Consider the following 23,366-nt stretch of genomic DNA (forward strand, 5'->3'; position numbering starts at 1 on the left):
TCGCAGAGAACCTGGGCCCTACTGCCCGAATAAAACAGGCCCGCTCACCTAGTAAGCGGACCAAAGGAGCCTCTAGGCGCTGGCGGCGAACTTCTCATAATAGAAATTGGCCGGCTGGATGCCCTGTGCCCGGATGTACTGACTGACCGCCTCGACCATCGGTGGCGGACCGCAAAGGTAGATATCTACCTCACCGCCGTTGAGGTGTTTGGGCTCGATGTACTGGGTCACATAGCCCTTTTGCGGATAGGCGCTGTCTGGGCTGGCGACGCAGGCGCTGTAGCTGAAGTTGGGAATGCGCGCGGCGAATGCCTCTAGCTTGTCCATTTCAACCAGGTCGTGGTCATGGGTGACGCCGTAGATCAGATGGAGCGGGTGCTCGCCGCCCTGCTCGGCGATCTTCTCCAGCATCGCGGTGAACGGCGCTAGGCCGGTACCGCCCGCCAGCAACAGCAGCGGCCGCTTGATCTCGCGCAGATAGAACGCGCCCAGCGGTCCAGCCAGACTGACGCTATCGCCGACCTTGGCGAGGCTGGTCAGGAAGCTGCTCATCAGCCCGCCCGGCACGTTGCGGATCAGGAAGCTGACTTCGCCATCCTTCTGCAACGAGCTGAAGGAATAGGCGCGGGTCTGGTCGCTGCCGGGCACCTGCAGATTGACGTACTGCCCTGGCAGGAAGGCCAGCTGGTTCAGCGATTCGCCCTTGATCGACAGAACAATGGTGCTCTCGGAGAGCTGCCGCACATTGCTGATCGCTGCCTGATAGCTGGCCTGCTGGGTCTTGCAGATGTCCGAGGCGGCCGGAACGCGAATCACGCAGTCGCTTTCGGCGCGCATCTGGCAGGTCAGCACGTAGCCCTGCTCGGCTTCGGCTTCGCTAAGTGCATCCTCGATATACTCCTCGCCGAGGCTGTAGCGGCCGCTCTCGGCGAAGCATTTGCAGGCGCCGCATGCACCGTCTCGGCAGTCCAGGGGTAAATTGATGCCTTGGCGGTAGGCTGCATCAGCAACAGTCTCGCCAGCATTAGCATCGATGAAACGAGTGACGCCGTCTTCGAAGTTCAGTGCAACCTTGTGTGTCATGGCGGCACCTCAGACGTGGTATACATCGATAACTTGGCGGATGTAGTCGTTCTTCAGCACGACCTTCTTGGCCTTAATCAGCGGGGTCTCGCCACATGTGTCGAGGGTGCAGAAGTTGGTGCCAAAGAAGTGGTCCACCGTCTTGTACCGATAACTCATGGTGTGCCAGTTGTAGCGCAGCTTACAGAAGCCGCCGGACTGCTCGAGCAGCTCCAGATTGCTGATGTTGTGGCTGGTTCGGGTGTCCGGAATGGTGGCACTGGAGCGCTCGGTCTTGATGCGGAACACCCGATCCTCTAGGCCACCGCGATTGCCGTACCAAATCAGCGAGATCTGGCTCTGCGGGTCTTCGGTCAATTGGTCGCGGTCGTCCCAGGCCGGCATCCAGAAAGTGGCGTCCGGCGCGTACATTTCCAGCCAGCTTTCCCACTGCTTGTCGTCGAGGTAGCGTGCTTCGCGGTAAAGGAAATCGCGCACGGCTTCGTAGGAGATAGTCATTTACACGCCCTCCGCATGGATCAGCCGATCCTGTTCTGCCTTGACGGCCTTGATCATCTGCTGTTGCCAGTACTTGTGCTGCATGACGAACAGGCCTTCGTCTTCCGAGCGGACACCGCTCAGCTTCGGATGCAGATCGATCTCCTTCGCGCCCTCGTCCGGCCCCTCGATCCAGTGTTTGGCGCCACGGGACATGTCGTTCATCCCCCCGCCGGCGAAGCCCTCCTGGCAGGCGCGGAATTCCTCCAGGTCGTCCGGGGTGGCCATGCCGCTGACATTGAAGAAGTCCTCGTACTGACGGACACGGCGGGCACGCGCCTCGGCGCTTTCGCCTTTGGGCGCGATGCAGTAGATGGTGATTTCGGTTCTATCCACCGACAGCGGACGGGTGATACGCAACTGCGAGCCGAACTGGTCCATCAGGTAGAGGTTCGGGTAGAGGCAGAGGTTGCGGGAGACGCCGATCATCCAGTCGGCACGGGCTTCACCAAACTCGCTGGCTAAGCGATCTCGCTCGGCGAACAGCGGGCGGTTTTTCGGGTCACCCCAGCGTGCCCAGACCATCTGGTGGCCGTTTTCAAAGGAGTAGAAACCGCCGCCATCCCCGCCCCAGCTACTGGCGCTCATGGCGCGAATATCATCGCCCGCTTCTCTTAGCTTGCGCTGCTGCTGGGTGGCGGCGTAGTTCCAGTGAACAGTACTGACGTGGTAGCCGTCGGCACCGTTCTCGACCTGCACTTTCCAGTTGCCTTCGTAAACATAGGTACTGGAACCGCGCAGCACTTCCAGACCTTCGGGCGACTGGTCGACGACCATGTCGATGACCTTCCTCGACTCGCCGAGGAACTCTTCCAACGGGGCGACGTCCTCGCGCAGGCTGCCGAATAGAAATCCGCGGTAGGAAGCAAAGCGCGCAACTTTCTTCAGGTCGTGCGAGCCGTCACAGTCGAAGCTGTCCGGATAGCCGGCGCCCTTGGGGTCTTTGACCTTGAGCAGCTTGCCCGAATTGCTGAAGGTCCAGCCGTGGAACGAGCAGGTGTGGGTGGCCTTGTTTCCACTCCTAAAGCGACAGAGCGTGGCGCCGCGGTGACTGCAGGCATTGATGAAGGCATTGAGCTCACCATCTTTGTTGCGTGTGATGAATATCGGCTGCCGGCCCATCTGCGTGGTGTAATAGTCGTTCTTCTCGGGAATCTGGCTCTCGTGGGCGAGATAAATCCAGTTACCCTCAAAGATGTGTTTCATCTCTAAATCGAACAGCCGAGGGTCGGTGAACATCTCGCGCTTGCAGCGGTAGATGCCCTCATCCTCATCTTCTTCAACGAGACTATTTATATAGTCGAGCCCCAGGTGCATTGTCATGGTCATGCCTCCATTATTATTGTTTCTGTTGCATAAAGCCTAAGGGGTAGGCCTTTCTAGAGATATCCATTTTTTGCACTCCTGTATCCGCCTCTTGCAAGACTGGACTTATCCCTATCAAACCGGACACTGCAGCCCGTTAAGGAACTGCTGACCAAAATTAACGTGTCGCACCTACAGATACTTCTTGAACGTCGCCGCCGCAATGCACACCGCCACGCCGAGCAGTGCCGCGCTGGGCAGCAGGATCAGCAGCGGGTTTACGCTGACCGGCAGTGCCAGGTAAGTCACCCACGGCAGCACGGCCAGCGGGGTCAGGCTGGCCCGGGCGCGGTGATAGATGAACCCCGACTCGCGTCCCGCGCCGAAGCGGCGCACATCCCGGCGCACCAGGCCGTCCACCAGCCCGACGAAGGCGGCCATCAGGAACAGTGGCAGGGTCAGGCACAGCACCAGCAGCCGCACGAGGAAGACCAGCGTCGTGTAGGCCGCCGCGATCAGGTAGCTCTCCACGTTCACGTAGACCAGGGCGATGTAGTAGCGGAGATCCTTGCTCGGGCGATGGCTGCCGGCGCTGGCCTGCGCCGAGGCATCGCGTATCCGGTCCAGCAGACCGCTTTTCACGAACAGCCAGTCGTAGCCCTGCTCGACCAGCCGGTGCGCGGTGCGCCCCGGCTCCTGCACCAGCGCGCTGCGCGTGAAATGCGTGGAAAGCTGATCCAGCTCGTAGTGCAGCATGCCCTGCGCGTGGCGCCAGCCCTGCTCGGGCCAGAACAAGTGCATGCCGACGCATTCGATCAGGATGCACAGCAGCAGCGCGCCGCACAGCACGCCGAAGAAGCGGAACGGCAGCGTGACCAGGCCGGCAATCAGCCCCTGCTGTCGTTGCTGCTGGCGCTGGGCCGCGAGGGCCGGATCGCTCATGCTTCGGCCTCTTCAGCGGCGGCCATCTGCTTGAAGCCGTCCAGCAGGTCGTCGGGCAGCGCCTCGTCCTGCAAGCCGGGGATGCCCTGGTTCTCCCACCAGTCTCCCGCCTCGACGTAGTGCTGGCGCATGTAGCCGGCCAGCTCCTGCAGGTCCTTCGGCATGGCTTCGTCGGGGTCGGGTGCCGGCAGCGGCATGCGGACTTTCCAGAGGTTGCCGCCCTCGGTCAGCGCGAAGCACTGCCCCTTGGGCAGCGCCACCACATGCGCCGGCTCGATCAACGGCACGCTGTTGCTGCTGATGCGGTCCTGGGTGTTGGACGTGAACGCGGTGTTGCCGCGCGGGTCGGAGCTGTCGGTGGCGCCGCTCATCAGTGCCGTGGCGTACACCTCGACCTTGGGCAGTTGTCGCGTCAGCAGCTCGGCGGTGGCGGTCTCGCGCACGCGCAGCATGAACAGATTGTTGAAGTTGCCGATCACCTGGCCAGCCTTGGCCCTGTTGCCGATGCGGGCCTCGATGTCGCTCAGGGTCTGCGTGTAGGCCGTCACCTGCACGCCGGCACCGCCGCCCTTGTTGACCATCGGGATGAACTCGTCGCCCATGAGTTCATTGAATTCGTCGGCGTGGACGTTGATCGGAATCCTGGCGCCCGCCGCGGCGCCGGGCAGCCCGTCGTCGATGCCGAACTTGTAGATGTGGCCGGCGACCGAGACGAGGTCGGAGAACATGGAGTTGCCCACCGCCGCGGCCACCTCCGCATCGGACAGCGCATCCAGCCCCACATAGACCACCGCGCGTTTGCGGATGACCTGCATCCAGTCGAAGATCGGCCGCGGGTCGGACAGGTCGGAATAGTTCGGCGCGAGCAGTTGCGCGATCTTGCCGGTGGTCAGCTTCTCCAGCAGCGGCAGCAGCGAAGCGACGATCTTGTCGAAGTACGTCCGGTCGTAACGCACGGCGCTGCGCAGGCCGTCGAGCACGGGGTCGTAGACGCGCACCTGGGACAGGTACTGTTCGAGGGCCACCACGCGCTTCTCGCGCCCGATCATGTTGCGCGGGATGTTCTTGTCGTTGAGCCTGCCTTCGAGCTGGACGATGACCTCCCAGGCCTTCGGCTCGTTTTTGGCGAAATAGTGCTGGGCGTACTCGATGAACAGCGCGTCGATGTTGATGACGTGGCGCTGGATCAGCAGGTAGTCCGGCCGCTGCCCCAGCTCGACCAGGGCGCGGGCGATGATGTTGACGAAGCGCCAGGCGAATTCGCGGAACGCGGCGCTGTTGCCTTCGCCTGAGAGCTGCCCGGCGATGCGCGTGGCCACCTCGGAGATCCGCCCGAACCGGCCCACGGCATTGTAGCGCGCCGAGATGTCCGGCCAGCCCAGGTGGAACACGTAGAACTCGCCTTCGCGCCCGGCGCGCCTGGCCTCGACGTACATGCGCTTCAACAGGTCCGCATCGCCCTTGGGGTCGAAGACGATCACCACCTCGTGCTCGCCGCGGACCTTGCGGCGGATGTCCTGGGTGATGAACAGCTCGGCCAGCCGCGTCTTGCCCACGCGCGTGGTGCCCAGCACCAGGGTGTGGCCGACGCGCTCGCCCAGCGGCAGGGTGACGTCGACCTCGTGCGGCTCGATGCCATGCAGGCGCGGCAGTCCGCCGACCGGCGGCAGCGGCCGCGCGGGATTGAGCGGGCTGTCCCAGGCCAGCGCGCGCGCCAGCTTCGGGAGCGGAAACGGCGTGAACTCCAGCCGCTCCTCCAGCCGTCGCGCCACACGGTAGATCGGCGTCGGCTCGACGTAGCGGCGGAACTCCGGCCGGTAGGTCTGCATCAGCCGGTGTGTGTGCCGCTGCTCCCACTTGAAACCCCGGCCGACGAACAGCCGTTGCTGGCTCACCGGCACGTCGCGGCTGGTCATCACGTAGCGCGGCAGGCGGCGGATGTTGCGGCGATAGCGCAGGATCGCCCAGGCATCGCGCAGGCGAATCGCGCCAAAGCTCAGGAAGGCCAGCCCCGAGCCCAGGCCGAGCAGCGGGTTCAGCGCGAGCGACCACGGTGCCACCAGGCACAGAATCGCGGCGCCGGTGCACACCGCCACGGTATAAAGCTCCACCGCTGGCCGCAGCAGAACCTCGACCGCGTGCGGCTGGGCCATTTGCGCAGCTACTGCTCGACGCCGGTGGACGTGATGAGCACCGGGTAGTGGCGCAGGCCCAGGCGCTGGGCCAGGTCGTCGCCGGAGGCCGGCGCGAGGGTCAGGCCGGGCGCCAGGTGGCGCAGCTCGACCAGCGCCGCCATCGACTCCACGTTGACCACCAGGCCCACGGCGCCCAGCTCTCGCAGCGCGGCGTGGCGCTGCCGCAGCCAGGCGCGCGAGCGTGCGTCGTCGCCGACCAGGAACAGCGGCGTCAGGCCCGGCGCGCGGATCACGCGGTGCGGCACGTCACCCGGCGACAGGTTCGCCGAGCGCACTGGCAGCATCGCGGCCTCGGCCTCGGCCGAGTTGCCCACGCGCGGGCGTGGCAGCGGGGCTGGCCGCGCGGTGTCGTCCGGCTGCGGATTCAAGGGCTGGTAGTACGGCAAGGCGGACGCGCCGCCACGGTCTTCGACGACGATCAGCGGCGCGGAGACGGTCTGGGCGAAGACGGCGGTCGTGGACAGCAGCCCGATGGCGGCGATGAAAACGATGTGGTTCATGGCGTGGTGGCCTGGAGGGTGGCAACGGGAACGCCGGGGTCGAGCACGCGGGTCAGGTGCCGACGCACACTGCGCCGGTAGCGCGCCGCGGGTGCCCCGCCGGCGGGCCGGTGGTAGCGGCCGATGGCAAGCAGCCAGTCCTCGCCCGGCGTGTGCTGTTCGCGCAGGATTTCCGCAGCGATGGCGAGGTTGCGGTACGGGTCCAGCAGCTCGCAGGGCTGCGCATAGCGCTGCGTGTGGTAGCCGAGATTGACCTGGCCGAGGCCGGCGTCGATGCGATTGGCCGGCGTGCGGGCGAGCGCCCGGCGCAGCCCCGCGCAGGCCGCGGCGCGGGTGGCGTAGCGCTGTGGCGTGCCGGCGACGTTGAGTGTCCACGGCCAGGGGATCAGGCGCCCGCGCAGCATGGCGCCGCTCTCCTGCAAGGCCACCGCGTACAGCACCGCCGCCGGCACGTCGGCACGATGCGCCGCCAGTCGATAGGCCGGCGGCGGCACTTCCCGCGCCGGCGTTGCGAAGGCCGCGGCGCCGATGGCGAGCAGCAGCACGGCGCTGGCGCAGCCGATGGCGACGCGGGATGGCCGACGCTCCCCGCCCGGAGCACCTATTGCCGCTGCCATTGGCCGTTCACCTCGCGCACCACCGCCGGCAGATCGCCGGGCAGGCCGAGCGACAGCCAGCGCCCCGCATCGTGGTTGAGCGTGATGGTGCGGGCGCGCACCCTGGCCGGGTCGATGCCCGCCCGGCTGGCCCACTGCCGGATGCGCGCGTCGTCCTGGCGGCTGCCGACCATGTAGAGGTCGAAGGCCGTGCCGGCCGCCTGCAATTGCTGCACGCGCTGCGCGCACGGTGCGCAGTCGGACTTGACGAAGACCGCCAGGCGCCCGGAGCCGCTGTTGCCGGCACCCTGCGCCTTGGCGCCGGGCAGGCTCACGCGCGGCTGGCCGGGAAACAGGCGCTGCCACGCCGCGTCGTAGGCCCGCTGGTAGGCCAGCGTCTTGCCGACGCGCCGGGCCTCGGCCTGCACCTGCAACTCGGCGTAGCGGCGGCGTTCCTCGTCCGTGCGCGCTTCGATCCCCAGGGCCGTGAGCGGGTCGAGCTGGGGCGAATAGACCCCGAGCGGCCCCTGCATCAGTTGCCGGTAACGCGCCCATTCCTCGGGCTGCAATCCCCAATCGCGCGCCAGGCGCTCGTCGAGCGCGGCATCCGCGCCCGGCTGCACCTGAGTGGGCACCACGCGGGAGTTCGTCACCGAGGCCGGCTGGGCGGATGCGCCGAAAGCGGCGAACAGGACGACGGCAGCGAGCCACGGCCGCAGGTTCATGGCGACCTCCTACGGCACCGCGACGCGCTGCGTCTGGCCGTTCACCTGGAACACGCCCGCCTGCGCCTCGATGGATTGCAGTTGCCAGCCGCCCTCGGCATCGCCCGCGCGCAGCAGCCGGGCGCCCGCGAGCAAGGCCGCGGCGGTGGAGGTGATCGACAGAAAGCGCTCGCCTCCCCGCAGCTCCACGCCGAGCACCCGGAACGGCGGCTCCGGCACCTCGGGCTTCGTCGCAACCGGAGCGCGCGGGCGAGCGACGGATGCGACCTGCCGGGCCTTCTCCAGGCGGGTCTCGATTCCGTTCACGCGCGCCTGCAGCGTCTGCAGGTCGACGGCCAGGGCCCTCGTCTCCGCCGCCTCTTCGAGGCGCGTCATTCTTTCGTCCAGCGCCTGCCGCGCGGTGGCGAATTCTGCCTGGCTGATCGGCGCCGGCCGGCGCTCGTGCGCCTCGGTCTGTCGTTCGAGATCGGCCACGCGCAGGCCCAGCGCCCTGACCTGCGCATCCTGTGCGCTGCCCTGGGTCTGTTCGGCGAGCCGCGACAGGCCGACGCTGTCGATGAGTGCCACGGCACTGATGAGCAGCAGCCAGAAGGCCGCGGCGATCTTGAGCCAGCGCGTGTGGGAATCGCGCTCGGATGACGCTTGGGGAAAGGTCATGGCTGCCGCTCCTCGGGCCGGTCTGCGTCCGGCACGGGCGTGGCGGTGCCGGGCGGGTTGGCGGAAACGAAGGTGGGAGCACCGTGCCGGCTGAAGCAGACCTGGCGGGTCACGTCATCGACCGACAGCTCCCATGCGGGACCGGCAAGGGTCAGCAAGGCATCGCGCAGCATCAGCGGACCCAGGCGCAGGTGTGCGGCAGGCAGCGGCAGCGCGTAGAGCGATGCGGCCTCGGCCGCATCGCAGAGCCGGTAGCCGGAGCGCAGCAACACATGGCGCATGGCATCGCCCACGCTGGCATCGAGCATGGGCGGAATCGAGACCTCCACCGCCTGCTGCAAGAGATCACGCTGCGCAGGTTCCGGCACCAGCTCGACCAGGGTGTAGCGGCCGTAGCGGGCCACCGGAACGAAACCCGGCTCCGGCGCGACGGCGGTTGGCGATGCGGCCGGCACCGCTGGCGCAGACGGCGCGGCGGTCGTGGCGCAGCCGGCGGCCAACAGGCTGCCGGCCAGCAAGCCAGCGACGAGGGCCAGGCGGTGAACAGCGCGGATGGATGGTTGCATGGAGGGCGCTTCCCTGGAACACGGAGCGCTCACCATCGCCGCCGCTTGGCCTGCGGGCAGCAAACAAAACGCACTGGCGCCCGCCCGAATACATGGCGGGGCGGCGCCATGGACTGCCATACGCCCAAGAAAAACAGCCCCGAAGGGCCGTGGAAAGAAGCCGGCGACCCCGAGGGGCCACCGGCATGGGCACATGGATCAGACCGTCACAAGCTGCCGGGCCAGTGCCACCTCCACCGAGTCGCCGTCCTGGTTCAAGACATCGAGTCCGGACTCGGGCACGTCGCCCGACGTGCTCTGCGACACCATGATCTTCCGGGCCATCAACCCCAGGCAGGTCATCTGCGAGGAGTTGGCGTAGCCAAGGTAGATCACGCGCACCGGCTGCTTCTGGCCGATGCGCCATGAGCGCCGGGCGGCCTGCTGCAGCGAATACACGTTGTAGCCGGACTGGAGGAACACGATGGTCGGGAACTCCAGCAGGTCCAGGCCGGTTTTCACCAGCTCGGGATTGGTGATGAGCACGTCGATGCCGCGGTCCAACTGCTCGGCGATCCAGTCCTCACGGCGGGAGGCGTCCACGCTCGCGCGCAGTACCGCCACCTTGAAGCCTTCCTGCTCCAGCAGCACCTTCAAACGCGACGTGGTGTCGCGCGTGCCGGTGTAGACCGAATAGACCAGGGTCTTGCGCCCTTCTGCCTTCTCCTGCTTGCAGATCTCGATCAGCTCGCGTTCCTTGGGCATCACCTCCAGCTCGTTGAACTGAGCCGGAGCGAACGCCAAGGTGTTGCGCGTGCGCGGATGCACCACCGTTTCCGACCGGAAGCAGCAGTCCGGCCAGGCCAGCAGCACGTTGAGGACCACACCGAGCAGCGTCGTGTCGCGCTTCGCCAGGGCCTGCTTCAGCTCCTGGGTCAGCCGACCCGCCAGATCGCGGTAGGCCGCGGCTTGCGCCGTGTCCATCGCGACTTCGCGGAACTCCTCGTCGTAGGGCGGCAACACGTTGCCACCGATGTCCTTCAACTTGAGGAAGACCGTGAACGGCAGGACGCAACGCAGCACACCCTTAGGACCGAAGCCCGGCGCCTTGACCGTGCGCACCGATACCTTGGTGCCCTTGGCCGTCTTGTGCGCCGTGCCCGTGCTCTCGGAATAGATGTCCTTGAGCACGCCGTGATCGCGCATGAACGCCATCGCGGCCGACGTCATGCTGCCGCTCTTGGTCGGGCGGTAGCCGTCTTCGATCATCCGCCCCGGCAGGGCTCGGAACAGCAGGTGGAACAGGTCGTCGCCGTAGCCGCCCATCAGCGTGCCGGTGAGCAGCAGCGTCTTGCGCGCCTTGGCCGCCAACACCCCCATGGCCTGGCCCTGTGCGGAGCCGCCGTTCTTGTACTCGTGCGCCTCGTCGGCGATGAGCAGGTCGAACGTGCCTTGGGGAAGCTGCCTCTTGATGAACTCGGACGGCTGGTAGCCGCCCTCGCCGAAGCCGAACTCCATGTTGGCCATCGCGCGTTCCATGCGATGGGCTTGCCGGTCCGAGAAGACCAGCTCGCCGTTGCCATCCATCAGGTTGATGAACTCGTGGATGTTGTCCCCGAGCATCGACGCGAGGAAGGCGTCACCGAACTTCTGCATCAGCTTCTGCGCGGTGACTTCGCCTATGGTAGGAATGCGCTTCAGTGCCTTGAGCACGGTCGAGGACTGGTCGCTGGCGGACAGGCCTCTGGGACGGATCAACGACCACAGCGGTGCACGGCAGTGGCTGCACTTGCGGCGGAACTCCTCGGCTTCCAGCTCGACCGGGTTGATCGGCTCGCCGTCGAGGTCGGTGATGACATGCCCGCAATCCGGGCAGGCCCCCACGTCGCCGTGAGGCGTGCGCCGTCGAACGAAGACAGGTTTCCAGTGGAACCCCATCCGCATCCGCACGCGGCCCAGGACGAAGAACTCCTGGCCCTGCGCCGGCAAGCCCAACTGCTCGCGAAGTTTCAGCAGCTTGACCAGCGTGTCCGGGCCGTTGAGCACCCAGACCTTGGCACCGGCCACCGTCTCCTGAATCTCGCGCCGCCACTTGTAGACCAGGTGGGGTGGCGAGAGCACCAGGGTACGGCGGTAGCCTTCGGCGTTGAGCACGGCGGCGGTGGCAATACCCACCGTCGTCTTGCCGCAGCCCATCTCGCCATTGACGATCGCGGCGCGTTCGCCGCGATCGACCAACAGCTCGGTGACGGCATGGACCACATCGGCTTGCGCCGGGAACAGCTTGCGCTTGAGCGCGGCGAGGATCAGTTGCCGATGCACCCGCACCTGGCCGGTGTAGACCGGAGGATTGGCGCGGTTGAGCGAATCGAGCAGCTCGTCGCCGAACTCGGACACGAAGTCCTGCAGGCTGAGCGTGAGAGGTGAAGCGGCCGCTTCGAGCAGGTCGCCCTGCACAGCGGTTTCGGGAACGGTTTCGAGATCGAGGGACATGGTGATGCTCCAAAGAGATGGGGCATGCACCTCCCCTACGGGGCGGTGACATGCCCCTGGGTGGGAAGAAAGAAGCGGCGTGAGGCCGCTGGATGCGGATCAGTATTCGCTGGGCAGCAGCAGTGTGATGACGCTGCGATCCCATTCGGTGATGATCCAGAGCCTCAGGTCGCGCGTGACCTGGTAGGACGAGAACAGACGATCCTCGCCGGACTTCAGCGCGGCGTCGTTCTGCCGCCGATCGCTGTCGCTCAGATCGCCCCATTCGCCATGCAGATGGCGGTGCAGGTACGGCGTGGGGTTGAGCCGGCCCTGTCGGACCAGCTCGTCGACGCCGGCGGTCATGACCACCTGCCCGGGCGAAAAGCGTGCTTGTGACGCGAGGTTGAGGATTGCGAGTGCCATGGTGGTTTCTCCTTCTGGAAGAAGGGGCCACGGCACCCCATCGGGGCAACGTGACCCCGGTGGGTGGATGAAAGCGACGGCGAACCGTCAGGGAACAGCGATCAGCGGATGGTCAGCACTTCGCCCCACGTGGGCGAGCCCAGCGTCAAGTCCCATGCACGAATGACCGGCACGAACTTGTCGGTGAGGATGCGCGTCTCGGCCACGGAGCCGTCGTCGCGTTCGGTGTATTCCGTCTGGAGGGTCTTCTCCTTGTGGGTATCACCTTTGACGACGAGCACGCGCCCGCTCTTGGACTTCACTACGCCGGAAATCGCGCCTGCGGCCAGGGCCAAGGCGAGATGCCAGTGCGACAAGGCTCGCGCGGGCGGACGCAGCGATTGCTGCGCGGCGCCCAGGTGCGTATCGAGCGCCGGCCAGAGTCCTTGCAGCCGGCCGACTTCATCGGCGAACTGCTCGGGCTCCATCGTCACGCGATAGAAGTGCTCCGGCTCGGCCGGGCTGGCAGGGACGGTGTACGGCAGGAACGGCCATTCGAGCGGCAGTTCCTCGGCTTCGGCGTCACCTTGTCCGATCTGCAGCAGCAGACCGCGCACGGCCTTGGCCGACTCCGACGCCTGGTCGCGCTGGCGAACCCGGCGACCGAAGATCACCACCTGCTTGAACTGCGTTTCCACCGCACGGTAGATGCGCAGGTCGGCGAAGTGGCGCGTCAGCCATCCGACCAGCTCGGGGTCGAGCACGTAGGACGGCACGATGAAGATCAGCACGCCGCCGTACTGCAGCAGCGGCAGCGCGCGCTGATAGAACAGCTTTTCCAGCCTCGCACGGCCCTGGCCCTGATAGCCGATGTTGCCGTTCACGTCCTTGCTCAGGTCGCCATACGGCGGGTTCAGCCACAGCAGCCCGAAGGACTGGCGCGAGATCAGCGTATCCATCAGGTCACCGTGGATGCAGCGATCGACCAGTTGCCGTGCGTGGCGGGCACGCTCGGCGTCGTACTCGACGGCGAAGGCCTGGACCTGCTCGCGCCCGAGGGCGTGGGCGGCTTCGGCGATCGCCACGCCTTCGCCGGCGCAGGGATCAAGGAGGGACATGGCGCCGGGAGACGGCGCCAGCGCGGACAAGGCCCGCTCCAGCGTCGGCTCGTCGGTGGGGAAGTAGCCGTTACGAATGAAATTGCGCGCCAGGCGCGGAAACATGAGTGCCATGGATTTCTCCTGGTGATGGATGAGGGAAGGCGGGCACGCGCGGCGCGCATGCCCGTGGGGATGGCTCACGCCACACGCCGAAGCGGTGCGTTCGCGGCCAGTTCGTACTGCGTGGCGCCGAGGGTGCCGTTGCGGATCAGCTCGCCCAGCGCCTTCGTCAGCGCCGGGACATCGAGGGCCAGCCGATGGCCTTCCAGCGGCCCGAGGGCCAAGGGAAGACCGGTCAGCATCCGCCGTGTCTGCAACAGCTCCAGCACGGTGTCGCGCCAGTGGTCGAGCAGTGGCAGCGGGCAGGTGTCCTGTACCAGCGTCCACAGCCGGTCGAGCCGGTGAGCGGAATCCCTGGGCAGAAGCGCCAGCGCGCTGGCGTTGGCCTTGTCTGGCTTCACGCAGCGACGGTCGAACAGCCACACATTCGTCAGCGAACCGAACAGCGTTCGCCGATAGGCACGGGTGATGCGCTTTTCCAGGTTCTCGACGTTGCCGACGAAGACCGGGATGGATGCGCCCTGCTCGGTGATGACGTGGAACTGATCCAGTCCCTGCTCATCCCGGCCGAGGGTCAGGCGGGCGAGGAACTCCTGAACGGCGGTGTCGCGCGCCCAGATCGAGAGAAAGACGAGATTGCCTTGCTCGTCACCGACGCAACCGTCGGCCATGAGATCGGGGCATTCGTCGATGCGGTACAGCGGTTTCGCGGAAGAAGGTGCAGGCATGGTGATGTCCTCTTGGAAATGAAGGAGCAACCACAGCCCGCGGGGCCATGCTCGCCCCGGTTGGGTGGAAGGAAGATGCGTGCCGCTAGACAGCGCGCCCCGCGTGGAAGCGGTGAACCCGCTCGCGCCACGCGGGGCTTTGCACCGGCGCCATGTCGAGATAGCGCAGCGGACACGAGTAGTAGTACGGATGCACGGACTCATCGAGGGACTTGTAGCCCCACTCGAGGCCCGCGCTTTCCAACAGATGGCAGCCGATGTAGGCGACGGACTCACCGGCCGCGAGGCCCATGACGCCCGTCTGCTTGGCGGTGACGCGAACCACGGTCCACAGAACGTCGCCGTCCAGCGTGTGGTCGATGACTTCGCAGCAAGCGCGTTCGGACGCCTGCGGAGCGATCAGCTCGCGGATCAACTGATCGCGCGTCTGACGAACGAAGGTCCAGCCCATGAGGGTCTCCTTGAAGAAATGGCCGGAGCCCTCCCCGTCGGGGGAGAACCCCGGCGGGTGGCGGAATGCCGCGCAAGGCGGCGGATGGATCAGGCAGCTTGGAGGTGCCAGTCCTGGGATAACGGAGCGAACTCGTAGCCCAGCTTGTCGAGACGGTCGCGCTGCTGACGCAGCACACGACGATCCACGGTCGCATCGAGCTTCACGGTCTCGCCCAGGGGCCACAAGGCACCGAACAGCGCCGCGTCGTCTGCCTCGGCCGAGGCCGCAGCGGACACGGGAGCCGGTTCGCTGCCGAACGGCGTGGTATCGACCAGGGGATCGCGCGGACTGCGCGGCTTCGCCTTCGGCTTGGCCGGGGGCGTTGCCGGCACGGGCGCCTGCGCCTCCTCGTCGATCGGATCGACTTCCTGCGGACTCAGCCGGCGGGCTTCGTCGCGGCTCAGGGCGTCGATGTTGGACAGTGTCATCCCGCCCAGATGGGCGCGGATCTCGATGACCATGCGGCCGTTGGCGTTGTACGTGGAGGGACGAATCTCGACGATGACGAAATCACCGTCGTACTTGCCCTCGCGGTACTGATCGAGTTCGGCGTTCTTCACGACGAACTCGCCGATCGAGGTCGCCAGGCGGCCGACGTTGAAGTCGCCGTTCCTGCCGTGGATGGTCTTGATGGCCAGTTGGCCGGGGATGGTGATCATGAAGGTCTCCTGGGACGAAGAGAAGACAAGGCCCCGGGGATGGGGCCTTGCGGATCAGAACGACTCGGCAACGGCCAATGCGGGGGCATCGGCTGCGTCGTCGGCAGCATCGGCGACGGGCTCGGAAGGCTCCGGTGCCGAGGCTTGCTGCGCAGCGGGCGCGTCGGACGTCACAGGGACTTCCGGCTCCCGCTCGTCGGTCTCGGTCGGCTTTGGTTCGGCCTTGTAGACGAGCTTGCCGTCGACCTTGATCCAACTGACGAACAGCAGGCGGGCCTTGAGGCTCACACCCTGCTCGCCGGCACGCTTGCCCTTGGAGTAGGTGAAGGTGTCGGTCCACAGGTCGCCCAGGCGAAAGCCGATCATCACCTTCTTCTCGGCGTCGACCGCCTGAATGCAGCGGCGCACCAGGTGCTGCGCTTCCGAACCCGATACGCGCGTGTCGAAGCGCACATACGAGACGTCATCGCTGGGACCGTTCAGGGCTGCGATGTCGCAGGCCAGGAACGCATCGCCTTTCTTGGGCTTCACTTCGCGGATGCGATTGAGATACCCGAGGCCGGTGATGTGCAGATCGAAGTAGGACTTTTCGGTGGAAGTGGTCATGGTGAATCTCCTGGGAACAATGAGGCGGAGACACACCCGACCCAAGGCGGGGAAGGTGTGGAACCCCCGCGTGGGTTGATGGAACAGCTTGGTGGCATCGCCATCGAGAACCGATGGCCGTTCGCGCATGGATGCCGGTGCGAACTGGAGTGATCAACGCGGCCGGAACCGCATCGCAGCCTTGAAGATCGTGGCTGCCTGGGCATGTCGCTGACGGACGTCAGCGGAACATGGCCGGAAGCGTGGCGCCAGGACGGCGCGCAGGCGAGCGGCAATCGGCACTCGCGGCTGTCCGCATTGCCGGGAAGAATGAGGCCCCCGGAGCGGGGGCCAGGGATGGGCGGTCAGTTGCCGCTGGGGGTGGAAGGAACCGCCTGCAGCGACAGGTGTGTCGCGGTGGCGGACACGTCGAGGTCGTCCTCGCTGCGCAGGATGCGCGCAAACACGCCCTCCTGCGGATCGAAGACCTCGCCGAAGTCGTCGCCACCGACCTCGGCACGCGCCAGTTCCCACCAGTCGTCGAAGGCATCGACATCCGGGTTGCAGCCGGCGGCATAGGCGATGGTCTTCTGGCGACCATCGGGTCGGCGCTCGCCGCGCTCGGCCAGGAAGTACACGCCGTGATCCTTGACCAGGATGACGCGGCATTGATTCGCCACCGCTTCGGCGAGCACGGGCCGCAGCTCCGTGCCTTTGAATCGAACAGTCATGGGTGTGATCTCCAGGGAAGGAAGAGAGGCTTCCCGCCGCGAGGGCGGGAAGCTGCTGGGAGGTCAGTGCCGGACAGCCTTGCGACCCGACTGACACTGCACGCGAATGCGTCTCCAGCTCCCGTCGTCGATCAGCCGTTCCAGCGTCTCGCCGAGGGTGTCGAAGAACACCTCATCGACCCGTTCGACCAGCTCGCCGTCGCGGCGCAGCTCCACCGCGTAGAGGTCGAGGCCACGCTCATACAGCACGGTGACGCGACCCTGGAACTTCATCGTGGCGACGGTGAAGCCGATGGCCGGCGGCGTGCGGATGATGTCGGCGGGCAGCGGATCGACCCAGGTGATGTCCCGCGCACCGGCATCCACCAGCATGTGGGTGATGCGCCGGAAGCCGTCGGGAGCAGGCAACTGCTCCAGTTGGTCGATCAGTTCCTGCAGCTCGGGGCAGCGCGGCTCGGGGATCGGCAGCTTCGCCGGTGCGGAACCGAGCACGAACCGCTTCACCGTGTAGGGCTGGCCGTCGGCGGTGAACTCGGTCTGCTCCTCGGGCGTGTCCGCCCGCTGACCGTCGAAGCGGCGTCTGACATAGGGTTCGACCTGCACCTTGGCGCCCTCGTCGGGCACTTCGGTCACGAGCGTGCGATCGAGTACCGCGAACTCGGCCCGTCCCGTCTTGACGACGATGGCCTCGTCGGTGGTGGCGATGACCTTGCCCTCGAATGGCTTCGGGTCGATGTGAAAGCCCAGCGTCGAAACCTTGGGCTGGCCGTCGAAGATGTTGAACTTGAACGAACGGACGTTGGAAGGCACATGACCGACGACGAGCGCCGGCATCTGTGCGCGGATGGCTTGCGTATCCATGGGGAGACTCCTTGTGGCAACCAAGGGACTCCCGCCTGCAAGGGAGGTCGGTCCCTTGAGGGTGAGGTGGATGGACGCGGGTGCGCCCGGAGAACGAAGCAACCAGCACGGCGAACCGCGCCGCAGTCTCGAAGGTCTCGACTGCCTGGGCATACTGCCGGCAACGCCAGCGAACATGCGGCCAGCGTGCGGCACATGGCGGCGACCGTCCGTTGGGAATCGGCAATGCGCCGGCACCGCGTTCCGCGCAAAAGAAGAGCCCCGACGTGGGGGCTCGAATGGGTTGCGGGTTACTCGTCGTCGTAGAGCGTCAGCCCGTCCAGCACGGGCGCGTCGGCATCGAACACCAACATGCGAACGTCGGCGAGCGCAGCCAGGTGCAACACTTCCACGAGGGACTCCGGCACGCCCTTGGCCCGGTGCTCCTGCCGCAGCTCTTCGGCGGTGATGCCCTCGACATGCTGCAGGTTCGCATCCGTCCAGGGCGTGGCGATCAGCTTCACGCCGACCGCCGGGCTGTAGGGAATGCGGAAGGCCATGAACAAAAAACCGCTCGGCGTGGCGATGTCCGCCAGTTCGGCGAGGAAGCGGCCGGCCTCCTCGGTGATATGCACCGAACTGATTTCCCAAGCACGGCTGTAGAACCCGGTCTCGAAGCGCAGGCGGCGTACCACCTCGCGCGCGGCTTCCTCGGAGTAGGTATCGCCGACGTGCAGCGGCTGGCCGGCTTCTTCGGCCATGACGGCGTAGACGAGGTTTCGGGCGATGCCGTGGCTGGGGCACTGCGCGTCCAGCTCGGGCGGCACGTTCTGGCCCTCGGTGATCAGCGCGAAGTCGTCGCAGAAGACGCAGGCATGGCGCTCGACCTGGCTGTCCGGCAGGTGCGACTGCGAGACGTGCAGCGGCAGATAGCTCAGCGGGCAGTCGTCGTCGTAGGAAATCGCCAGCAGCCGCTGCACGGACAGGCCACCGTAGCCGCGGACGAAGGGGTTTTTGGAATGAGACATGGGATTGCTCCAGCAGAGGATGGCCGAGGCAATCCCCTGCCGGGGATTGAACCCCAGCGAGTGGATGAAGTGGCAGCCGGTCAGCCGGCCGCGGCGTCGGGCCGCCCTGGTGGCGGGCGGTGCAGGTCAGTGGAAGATGGTGATTCGGGACATGGCCGCTCCTGCGAAAGGAAGGAGGGACATGGCCCCGAACGGGGACGCATGTCCCTCGTGGGGTGGGATGAAAGGACGGTGGGTTGCCAGGCGCGGTTCACCAGCCGTTGTAGTGCAGCGTGAGATCAGCGATGACCTGGCGCCGTTCCAGATCGAGGCCGCCGAAGTCGGACAGCCCCTCGAAGCCGCAACGCTTGAGCATCGCGCCGCCCTCGCGGGAGTTGTAGAAGCTCACCATCGCGGACAGGAACATGCGTTGACCGCTGCTCAGCACGCCCAGGGCGTCGTTGAGCATCAGCATGTTGGGCCGCAGGTCCCACTTGGTGGTGGCACGCTGCAGACCTTCGCGTGTGCCGTCGCCGAACCACTCGTGGCCGGCGATTTCGGCGCCGCGCTTCCATGCTTGGAAGAACGCTTCGGGCGCTTGGGAAAAATGCAGATCCTCCAGAGCGATCAGGTCGAGTACGTCTTGGGGCAAGGACTGGTTCATGAGGAATCTCCTGGCGAGAGGGTTTCAAGGCTTAAGCCGCTGTTGCCAGTGGCCTGTCTCCAGGGCATGGCGGGCGGCCTGGTACGAACGGAAGTACTGGACGGACTCACGCGAGACCGGACCTTCTGCATCGGTGGTGCCGATGTAGTGGCCGGCGGCGCTGTGGCAGACCTGCAGGGGCAGGCGCTTGCCGATGTGGACCAGGGCCAGATGGCCGATGGAATCGGCACAGGCCTGTGCGGGGCTGGGAAGCACCGCTGGGGGCGGACGGGGCATGGCAATCTCCTGGCGAAGGTCGGAGGCCACATCCCGAACGGGAGCGGAAACCTCCCGGTGGATGGAACAAAGCAGGCATCGGCGCCGCGAGGGCGTGCGTCCGCGGTGGTCGATGCGAAGCGGACTGGGCGGGTCGCACGGAGGAGCTCCGCGGCAGCCGGATGACCCTGGCTGCTGGCATGGTGCTGACGAGTCAGCGACGCATGATGGGAGGATCGGCGCGAGGAGGGTCGCTGTGGTCCAAGAAACAGAAATCCGTCATCACCGCAATGCCGCCGAATCCGGCTAGTGCCCTATGCACCAGGACCCGGTTGGGTACGACTGGTGCTGCGACGAAGCGATGGCGTATTGCGTATTGCGTATGAAGGCTGCGCCAGATGCTCCAGTGCTTGAATGCACCGAAAAGTCACTGCCTGACGGGATGAGATGGCTACACTGCGAGCGTTGCACCATTACGGCGATGGGGGCACATGGAGCGGAATGGACACAACGAGAGACTTCGACTTAGTGGAGCCGCTGATCGGCGAGACATGGGTGGTGGATGGGAAGGTGGCGGCCTCACCACCTGGCGAGATCGATGCGCTGTATATCCGGCCGATGCTGCACCAATGGGGATCGGTGCCATCGGGCTCGAAGGTGCTGCATTCACTGGTGCTCGACAACAATGTGCTGACCGACATGGTCGAAGGCCGTCGTTCGGCCAACACCGACTATCTGGAGAACCTTCTGCGCTCGAAGCCGTTGGAGCTGAACCCGGTGATGGCCATGCTCGAACAGCGGCAGAAGTTTGGAGGCGCCAGCCAGGCACTGCATGATTTTGCCGAGTTGCTGGGGCAGCGCTTTGGTGCCTGGGCGGCCAAGCAAAATGCCGGATACTTCGACAGGTTGCTGGAGGACGGCAAGCCTGAGCTTGCGCAGAACATAGCCCTGCTGTCGGGCTACCTGCCAGCCATTCTGTACATCTACCACCAGCCTGGCAGTGCGGAATCCAAGCTGGAGTGGTTGAGTGGCCTGATCCAGGCGGTGGATCTGCCATTCCTGCAATTGCCCTTCTATCTTGCTGCGTTGTTGTTTCTCGTGAAGGAACAACCTGCGCTGTTCCGCAACAAGGTCATCCGCAAGGTGAAGAGTGACACCAAGTTGATGGCCAGCCTTGAGGAGCAGAAGAAGGCGGTGCTGAATCTTGCGCACGATGTGATGCTGCCTGCGGTAGCGATTTTTCCTGCCGGTGTCGAGGGCACGATCGTGTTTCCATACATCGCCACCCGCGACTACTTGTTGCAGGATTTCCTGGGGGAAATCCGTTGCCGTGCCGTCGTGGCGATCCCAGGTGGTCGAGCCAATGGCGCTTGGGAGTTGAATCCAACCGGTCATATCCATGCGCGACTAGGCGAAGTCGTCGCCCGCTGTCTACCCAAACGCGCGGGGCCTGGAACTGTGGCGGAGCAGTCGGTGCGTCGCGCGAACCTGCGAGCGTTCTCGGACAGCTATCTGGCGAAATGCCTGCTGCTGAAGAAGCAGCCCGGCACGCTTGAGTGAAAGCTGGCAGGTCGGCAGATCTCCATGAGTCGTTGAGGTCATGGTGTTTCCTGTTCGGGTTTCGGGAAGGCTGGAAAAAGGCGCCGAAGACCTGCAGGTCTTCGGCTATCGAACAAGAAACCACCCGTGGGCTGGCACAGCGCCTGGCCGTCGTCGGAGCCGTCCGCTGTCGCAGCATTCACACCCGACCCGTGTCGTGGTTGGGGCCGAAATCCTTTGGCACGCATACGCGCACAAAGGGAGCCCGTTGTTCCGCCGGCGGGCACCGGCACGGAATACCCTCGGCCCAAGGGGCCTCCTCACGGCTCGCGCGGCGGCAAGGCGTCAGGAAGCCCCTCGTGACCGAGGCAAGGCACACCGATCAAGGGAATGGCGGCGGGCGCGATTCGTGGGAGCAATGACCTTCTCGCCCCGTCGCCCGATGGCGGGCAGACGGGGCGCGCACACCGTTGCAGAAGGAGACGCGCGCTTTGGAGTCCCGCGCGGTGCGGGACGTTTGCCTCGCCGCCAGTGAAGTGGCCGGCGCGGCAGGGGGAAAGCGAGGATCAGGACGCCTTGGAGGCAGCGCGCCGCTTGCGCGGTGCGCTGCGCCGGCCCGTCGGGGACTCGATCGGCAACGTACCCTTGCAGTCCGGGTAGCGCGAGCAGGACCAGAACGCGCCGCTCTTGCCCGTGCGCTGCTGCATCGGTGCGCCGCACTGCGGGCAGGCCGGCGCCGGCGGCAGCTTGAGCGAGAGCGTTGCGCCGCGGTACTGCTGCACGAGCTGGCCGACCCACACGGACTGCTTCTCGATGAAGGTGTCCAGCGCCATTTGGCCGGCCTCGATCATGTCGAGCGCCTGCTCCCACACCGCCGTGGTGCCGGGGTCGGCGATGGCCGAGGGCACCGCGTCGATGAGCGTGAATGCCGCGTCGGAAGCGCGGACGGCGCGGCCTTTCTTGACCAGGTAGCCGCGACCGATCAGACCGTTGATGATGTTGGCGCGTGTCGCCTCGGTGCCGATGCCGGTGGTATCTCGCAGCTTCTGTTTCAGGCGCGGGTCGGTCACGAACTTGGCGACGGTCTTCATGGCCTTGATCAGCTCGCCCTGCGTGTAGGGTTTGGGCGGCAGCGTCTTCAGCGCCTTGAGATCCACCTTTCCGACCGGGCAGGACAGGCCCGCATGCAGGGCGGGCAGCACCTGGCTGCGCTGCGCATCCTCGCCATCGGCATCGTCCGGCCCCGGCGTCGCCAGCACCTCACGCCAGCCGGTGACGGCGATCTGCTTGCCCACGGCCGCCAGCGACTGACTGCCGCACGAGAACTGCGCTACCGTCCGGTCGAACTCATGGTGCGGGAGGAACTGCGCGAGGTAATGGGCGCGGATCAGCCGGTAGACGGCCAGTTCCTTCTCGTTCATGGCCGACAGGTTGGCGGGCTCCAGCGTCGGGATGATGCCGTGGTGAGCCGACACCTTGCCGTCGTTCCATGCACCCGAGCGCTGTTGGCGATCCAGGCGGTCGATCAGCGGCCGCAGGCTGGGGTCGGTCTTGACCAGGCTGTCGAGTACGGTCGGCACCTCGGCCAGCATGCTCTCGGGTAGGTAGCCCGAATCCGAGCGCGGATACGTTGTCGCCTTGTGTGTCTCGTACAGCGCCTGGGCAATGTCCAGCGTCTCCTGCACGTCGAGGCCCAACTGCTTGGAGCACACCTCCTGCAGCGTGCCCAGGTCGAACGGCAGCGGCGGTGCCTCGCGCACGCGCTCGGTGTCCACCGACACGACCTGCGCATCGCGTGCCGCGCGAATGCGATCCGCAGCCTGCTGCGCCACCGGCTGCTGAAGGCAGCGACCCGCTGCATCCGTGCTGCCTTCGGGCGGTATCCAGCTCGCGGTGAAGGATTGGCCGGCATGGGATAGCAGCACATCCACGGCCCAATACGGCATGGAGACGAATCGCGCGATCTCGCGATCACGATCCACGACCAACTTCAGCGTCGGCGTCTGCACGCGCCCCACCGACAGCACGCCCGTATAGCCGGCCTGGCGCCCCAGCAGGGTGAACAAGCGGCTCAGGTTCATCCCGATCAGCCAGTCGGCACGCGAACGGGCGAGTGCGGAGAAATACAGCGGCAGCGTCTCGGCGGACGGTTTGAGCGCGCCCAGCGCCTTGCGGATCGACGAATCGTTGAGCGCCGACAGCCACAGGCGCTGAATCGGCCCGCGGTAGTCGCATAGGTCGATGATCTCGCGGGCGATCATCTCGCCCTCGCGGTCGGCGTCGGTCGCAATCACCAGCTCACCCGCCTTGGCGACGAGCTGCTGCACGACCTTGAATTGCGCTGCGGTCGCCGCCTTGGGCTCGACACGCCAACGCTCAGGAAGAATGGGCAGTTGCTCGATGGCCCAGCGCTTGTATTGCTCGCCGTAGCCTTCGGGCGGAACCGCCTCCACCAGATGACCGATGCACCAGGTCACGACGACACCCGCGCCGCTGTAGCAGCCGTTGCCGCGTTGAACGGCGCCCAGCACACGGGCGATGTCCTTGCCCTGGGACGGCTTCTCGCACAGGAACACGCGCATGAAGCCTCCTTGGAAATGTGCGGTTCATCGGATGGGCGTCAGCTTGGCGGCGCCAGGAGATGCCGACAGCAAGGAAGCCGATTGATGCAGACACCGCTTTG

Annotated in this window: 24 protein-coding genes; 1 reads left to right on the forward strand and 23 read right to left on the reverse strand. The window is 66.0% G+C overall.

Features of this window, described 5'->3' with window-relative positions; genetic code table 11:
* Nucleotides 1-72: 72 nt before the first annotated feature.
* From benC to NAV27_RS04520, 22 genes are all read right to left on the reverse strand, one after another.
* On the reverse strand, nucleotides 73-1,083 hold the full coding sequence (gene benC, locus NAV27_RS04415; RefSeq protein WP_045633696.1) for a benzoate 1,2-dioxygenase electron transfer component BenC: 1,011 nt from the start codon (nucleotides 1,081-1,083) through the stop codon (nucleotides 73-75).
* 9 nt (nucleotides 1,084-1,092) lie between these two features.
* A complete protein-coding gene (gene benB, locus NAV27_RS04420) occupies nucleotides 1,093-1,581 on the reverse strand; it encodes a benzoate 1,2-dioxygenase small subunit (RefSeq protein WP_045633695.1) in 489 nt (162 codons plus the stop codon).
* Complete coding sequence (gene benA, locus NAV27_RS04425; RefSeq protein ID WP_045633694.1) at nucleotides 1,582-2,937, reverse strand: benzoate 1,2-dioxygenase large subunit; 1,356 nt, start codon at nucleotides 2,935-2,937, stop codon at nucleotides 1,582-1,584.
* Between the two features lie 180 nt (nucleotides 2,938-3,117).
* On the reverse strand, nucleotides 3,118-3,867 hold the full coding sequence (locus NAV27_RS04430) for a TIGR03747 family integrating conjugative element membrane protein (RefSeq protein ID WP_045633693.1): 750 nt from the start codon (nucleotides 3,865-3,867) through the stop codon (nucleotides 3,118-3,120).
* On the reverse strand, nucleotides 3,864-6,020 hold the full coding sequence (gene traD, locus NAV27_RS04435; RefSeq protein WP_102827456.1) for a type IV conjugative transfer system coupling protein TraD: 2,157 nt from the start codon (nucleotides 6,018-6,020) through the stop codon (nucleotides 3,864-3,866). The genes NAV27_RS04430 and traD overlap by 4 nt, the downstream gene beginning before the upstream one ends.
* Nucleotides 6,021-6,028: 8 nt before the next feature.
* Nucleotides 6,029-6,562: an integrating conjugative element protein gene (locus NAV27_RS04440; protein WP_102827457.1), complete on the reverse strand. Its 534-nt coding sequence runs from the start codon at nucleotides 6,560-6,562 to the stop codon at nucleotides 6,029-6,031.
* A complete protein-coding gene (locus NAV27_RS04445) occupies nucleotides 6,559-7,179 on the reverse strand; it encodes a lysozyme family protein (protein ID WP_102827458.1) in 621 nt (206 codons plus the stop codon). The genes NAV27_RS04440 and NAV27_RS04445 overlap by 4 nt, the downstream gene beginning before the upstream one ends.
* Nucleotides 7,164-7,883 carry a TIGR03759 family integrating conjugative element protein gene (locus NAV27_RS04450; protein WP_045633807.1) on the reverse strand — a complete coding sequence of 240 codons (720 nt, stop codon included), beginning with the start codon at nucleotides 7,881-7,883 and terminating at the stop codon, nucleotides 7,164-7,166. The genes NAV27_RS04445 and NAV27_RS04450 overlap by 16 nt, the downstream gene beginning before the upstream one ends.
* A gap of 9 nt (nucleotides 7,884-7,892) precedes the next feature.
* Complete coding sequence (locus NAV27_RS04455) at nucleotides 7,893-8,540, reverse strand: hypothetical protein (protein ID WP_045633806.1); 648 nt, start codon at nucleotides 8,538-8,540, stop codon at nucleotides 7,893-7,895.
* Nucleotides 8,537-9,106, reverse strand: coding sequence for a PFGI-1 class ICE element type IV pilus protein PilL2 (gene pilL2, locus NAV27_RS04460; protein WP_045633805.1), 570 nt, complete (start codon nucleotides 9,104-9,106; stop codon nucleotides 8,537-8,539). Before pilL2 ends, NAV27_RS04455 begins: the two co-directional genes overlap by 4 nt.
* A 198-nt stretch (nucleotides 9,107-9,304) precedes the next feature.
* Nucleotides 9,305-11,578 carry a helicase-related protein gene (locus NAV27_RS04465; protein ID WP_160524656.1) on the reverse strand — a complete coding sequence of 758 codons (2,274 nt, stop codon included), beginning with the start codon at nucleotides 11,576-11,578 and terminating at the stop codon, nucleotides 9,305-9,307.
* A 99-nt stretch (nucleotides 11,579-11,677) separates the two neighbouring features.
* Nucleotides 11,678-11,983 (reverse strand): hypothetical protein, encoded by a 306-nt coding sequence (locus NAV27_RS04470; protein WP_102827460.1) that lies wholly within the window; start codon nucleotides 11,981-11,983, stop codon nucleotides 11,678-11,680.
* 101 nt (nucleotides 11,984-12,084) lie between these two features.
* Nucleotides 12,085-13,194: a DUF6094 domain-containing protein gene (locus NAV27_RS04475; RefSeq protein ID WP_102827461.1), complete on the reverse strand. Its 1,110-nt coding sequence runs from the start codon at nucleotides 13,192-13,194 to the stop codon at nucleotides 12,085-12,087.
* 65 nt (nucleotides 13,195-13,259) lie between these two features.
* Nucleotides 13,260-13,910 carry a hypothetical protein gene (locus NAV27_RS04480; protein ID WP_003141029.1) on the reverse strand — a complete coding sequence of 217 codons (651 nt, stop codon included), beginning with the start codon at nucleotides 13,908-13,910 and terminating at the stop codon, nucleotides 13,260-13,262.
* 85 nt (nucleotides 13,911-13,995) lie between these two features.
* Nucleotides 13,996-14,361, reverse strand: coding sequence for a hypothetical protein (locus NAV27_RS04485; RefSeq protein ID WP_041104397.1), 366 nt, complete (start codon nucleotides 14,359-14,361; stop codon nucleotides 13,996-13,998).
* 89 nt (nucleotides 14,362-14,450) lie between these two features.
* A complete protein-coding gene (locus NAV27_RS04490) occupies nucleotides 14,451-15,062 on the reverse strand; it encodes a DUF3275 family protein (RefSeq protein WP_034080686.1) in 612 nt (203 codons plus the stop codon).
* A gap of 54 nt (nucleotides 15,063-15,116) precedes the next feature.
* Nucleotides 15,117-15,668 (reverse strand): STY4534 family ICE replication protein, encoded by a 552-nt coding sequence (locus tag NAV27_RS04495; protein WP_004255052.1) that lies wholly within the window; start codon nucleotides 15,666-15,668, stop codon nucleotides 15,117-15,119.
* A 344-nt stretch (nucleotides 15,669-16,012) separates the two neighbouring features.
* Nucleotides 16,013-16,378 (reverse strand): DUF3085 domain-containing protein, encoded by a 366-nt coding sequence (locus NAV27_RS04500; RefSeq protein WP_041104392.1) that lies wholly within the window; start codon nucleotides 16,376-16,378, stop codon nucleotides 16,013-16,015.
* Nucleotides 16,379-16,441: 63 nt separating this feature from the next.
* Complete coding sequence (locus NAV27_RS04505; RefSeq protein WP_058147921.1) at nucleotides 16,442-17,239, reverse strand: hypothetical protein; 798 nt, start codon at nucleotides 17,237-17,239, stop codon at nucleotides 16,442-16,444.
* Between the two features lie 290 nt (nucleotides 17,240-17,529).
* On the reverse strand, nucleotides 17,530-18,246 hold the full coding sequence (locus tag NAV27_RS04510) for a DUF5983 family protein (RefSeq protein ID WP_041104388.1): 717 nt from the start codon (nucleotides 18,244-18,246) through the stop codon (nucleotides 17,530-17,532).
* 250 nt (nucleotides 18,247-18,496) lie between these two features.
* A complete protein-coding gene (locus tag NAV27_RS04515) occupies nucleotides 18,497-18,889 on the reverse strand; it encodes a hypothetical protein (RefSeq protein WP_023443919.1) in 393 nt (130 codons plus the stop codon).
* Nucleotides 18,890-18,913: 24 nt separating this feature from the next.
* On the reverse strand, nucleotides 18,914-19,165 hold the full coding sequence (locus NAV27_RS04520) for a hypothetical protein (protein ID WP_023443920.1): 252 nt from the start codon (nucleotides 19,163-19,165) through the stop codon (nucleotides 18,914-18,916).
* 480 nt (nucleotides 19,166-19,645) lie between these two features.
* Between NAV27_RS04520 and NAV27_RS04525 the strand changes: the two genes are divergently transcribed.
* Nucleotides 19,646-20,704, forward strand: a complete 1,059-nt coding sequence (locus NAV27_RS04525) for a hypothetical protein (RefSeq protein ID WP_162839967.1) — start codon at nucleotides 19,646-19,648, stop codon at nucleotides 20,702-20,704.
* A gap of 545 nt (nucleotides 20,705-21,249) precedes the next feature.
* Here the strand turns inward: NAV27_RS04525 and NAV27_RS04530 are convergent.
* Nucleotides 21,250-23,265 (reverse strand): DNA topoisomerase III, encoded by a 2,016-nt coding sequence (locus NAV27_RS04530; RefSeq protein WP_023443922.1) that lies wholly within the window; start codon nucleotides 23,263-23,265, stop codon nucleotides 21,250-21,252.
* Between the last annotated feature and the right edge of the window lie 101 nt (nucleotides 23,266-23,366).

The organism is Stutzerimonas degradans (assembly GCF_024448505.1).
In the GTDB taxonomy this organism is placed as follows: domain Bacteria; phylum Pseudomonadota; class Gammaproteobacteria; order Pseudomonadales; family Pseudomonadaceae; genus Stutzerimonas; species Stutzerimonas degradans.

What these genes read in the sequence shown, in the direction of transcription:
- benC (WP_045633696.1), bottom strand. Translation starts at nt 1,083, where the DNA reads ATGACACACAAGGTTGCACTGAACTTCGAAGACGGCGTCACTCGTTTC.
- benB (WP_045633695.1), bottom strand. Translation starts at nt 1,581, where the DNA reads ATGACTATCTCCTACGAAGCCGTGCGCGATTTCCTTTACCGCGAAGCA.
- benA (WP_045633694.1), bottom strand. Translation starts at nt 2,937, where the DNA reads ATGCACCTGGGGCTCGACTATATAAATAGTCTCGTTGAAGAAGATGAG.
- NAV27_RS04430 (WP_045633693.1), bottom strand. Translation starts at nt 3,867, where the DNA reads ATGAGCGATCCGGCCCTCGCGGCCCAGCGCCAGCAGCAACGACAGCAG.
- traD (WP_102827456.1), bottom strand. Translation starts at nt 6,020, where the DNA reads ATGGCCCAGCCGCACGCGGTCGAGGTTCTGCTGCGGCCAGCGGTGGAG.
- NAV27_RS04440 (WP_102827457.1), bottom strand. Translation starts at nt 6,562, where the DNA reads ATGAACCACATCGTTTTCATCGCCGCCATCGGGCTGCTGTCCACGACC.
- NAV27_RS04445 (WP_102827458.1), bottom strand. Translation starts at nt 7,179, where the DNA reads ATGGCAGCGGCAATAGGTGCTCCGGGCGGGGAGCGTCGGCCATCCCGC.
- NAV27_RS04450 (WP_045633807.1), bottom strand. Translation starts at nt 7,883, where the DNA reads ATGAACCTGCGGCCGTGGCTCGCTGCCGTCGTCCTGTTCGCCGCTTTC.
- NAV27_RS04455 (WP_045633806.1), bottom strand. Translation starts at nt 8,540, where the DNA reads ATGACCTTTCCCCAAGCGTCATCCGAGCGCGATTCCCACACGCGCTGG.
- pilL2 (WP_045633805.1), bottom strand. Translation starts at nt 9,106, where the DNA reads ATGCAACCATCCATCCGCGCTGTTCACCGCCTGGCCCTCGTCGCTGGC.
- NAV27_RS04465 (WP_160524656.1), bottom strand. Translation starts at nt 11,578, where the DNA reads ATGTCCCTCGATCTCGAAACCGTTCCCGAAACCGCTGTGCAGGGCGAC.
- NAV27_RS04470 (WP_102827460.1), bottom strand. Translation starts at nt 11,983, where the DNA reads ATGGCACTCGCAATCCTCAACCTCGCGTCACAAGCACGCTTTTCGCCC.
- NAV27_RS04475 (WP_102827461.1), bottom strand. Translation starts at nt 13,194, where the DNA reads ATGGCACTCATGTTTCCGCGCCTGGCGCGCAATTTCATTCGTAACGGC.
- NAV27_RS04480 (WP_003141029.1), bottom strand. Translation starts at nt 13,910, where the DNA reads ATGCCTGCACCTTCTTCCGCGAAACCGCTGTACCGCATCGACGAATGC.
- NAV27_RS04485 (WP_041104397.1), bottom strand. Translation starts at nt 14,361, where the DNA reads ATGGGCTGGACCTTCGTTCGTCAGACGCGCGATCAGTTGATCCGCGAG.
- NAV27_RS04490 (WP_034080686.1), bottom strand. Translation starts at nt 15,062, where the DNA reads ATGATCACCATCCCCGGCCAACTGGCCATCAAGACCATCCACGGCAGG.
- NAV27_RS04495 (WP_004255052.1), bottom strand. Translation starts at nt 15,668, where the DNA reads ATGACCACTTCCACCGAAAAGTCCTACTTCGATCTGCACATCACCGGC.
- NAV27_RS04500 (WP_041104392.1), bottom strand. Translation starts at nt 16,378, where the DNA reads ATGACTGTTCGATTCAAAGGCACGGAGCTGCGGCCCGTGCTCGCCGAA.
- NAV27_RS04505 (WP_058147921.1), bottom strand. Translation starts at nt 17,239, where the DNA reads ATGGATACGCAAGCCATCCGCGCACAGATGCCGGCGCTCGTCGTCGGT.
- NAV27_RS04510 (WP_041104388.1), bottom strand. Translation starts at nt 18,246, where the DNA reads ATGTCTCATTCCAAAAACCCCTTCGTCCGCGGCTACGGTGGCCTGTCC.
- NAV27_RS04515 (WP_023443919.1), bottom strand. Translation starts at nt 18,889, where the DNA reads ATGAACCAGTCCTTGCCCCAAGACGTACTCGACCTGATCGCTCTGGAG.
- NAV27_RS04520 (WP_023443920.1), bottom strand. Translation starts at nt 19,165, where the DNA reads ATGCCCCGTCCGCCCCCAGCGGTGCTTCCCAGCCCCGCACAGGCCTGT.
- NAV27_RS04525 (WP_162839967.1), top strand. Translation starts at nt 19,646, where the DNA reads ATGGACACAACGAGAGACTTCGACTTAGTGGAGCCGCTGATCGGCGAG.
- NAV27_RS04530 (WP_023443922.1), bottom strand. Translation starts at nt 23,265, where the DNA reads ATGCGCGTGTTCCTGTGCGAGAAGCCGTCCCAGGGCAAGGACATCGCC.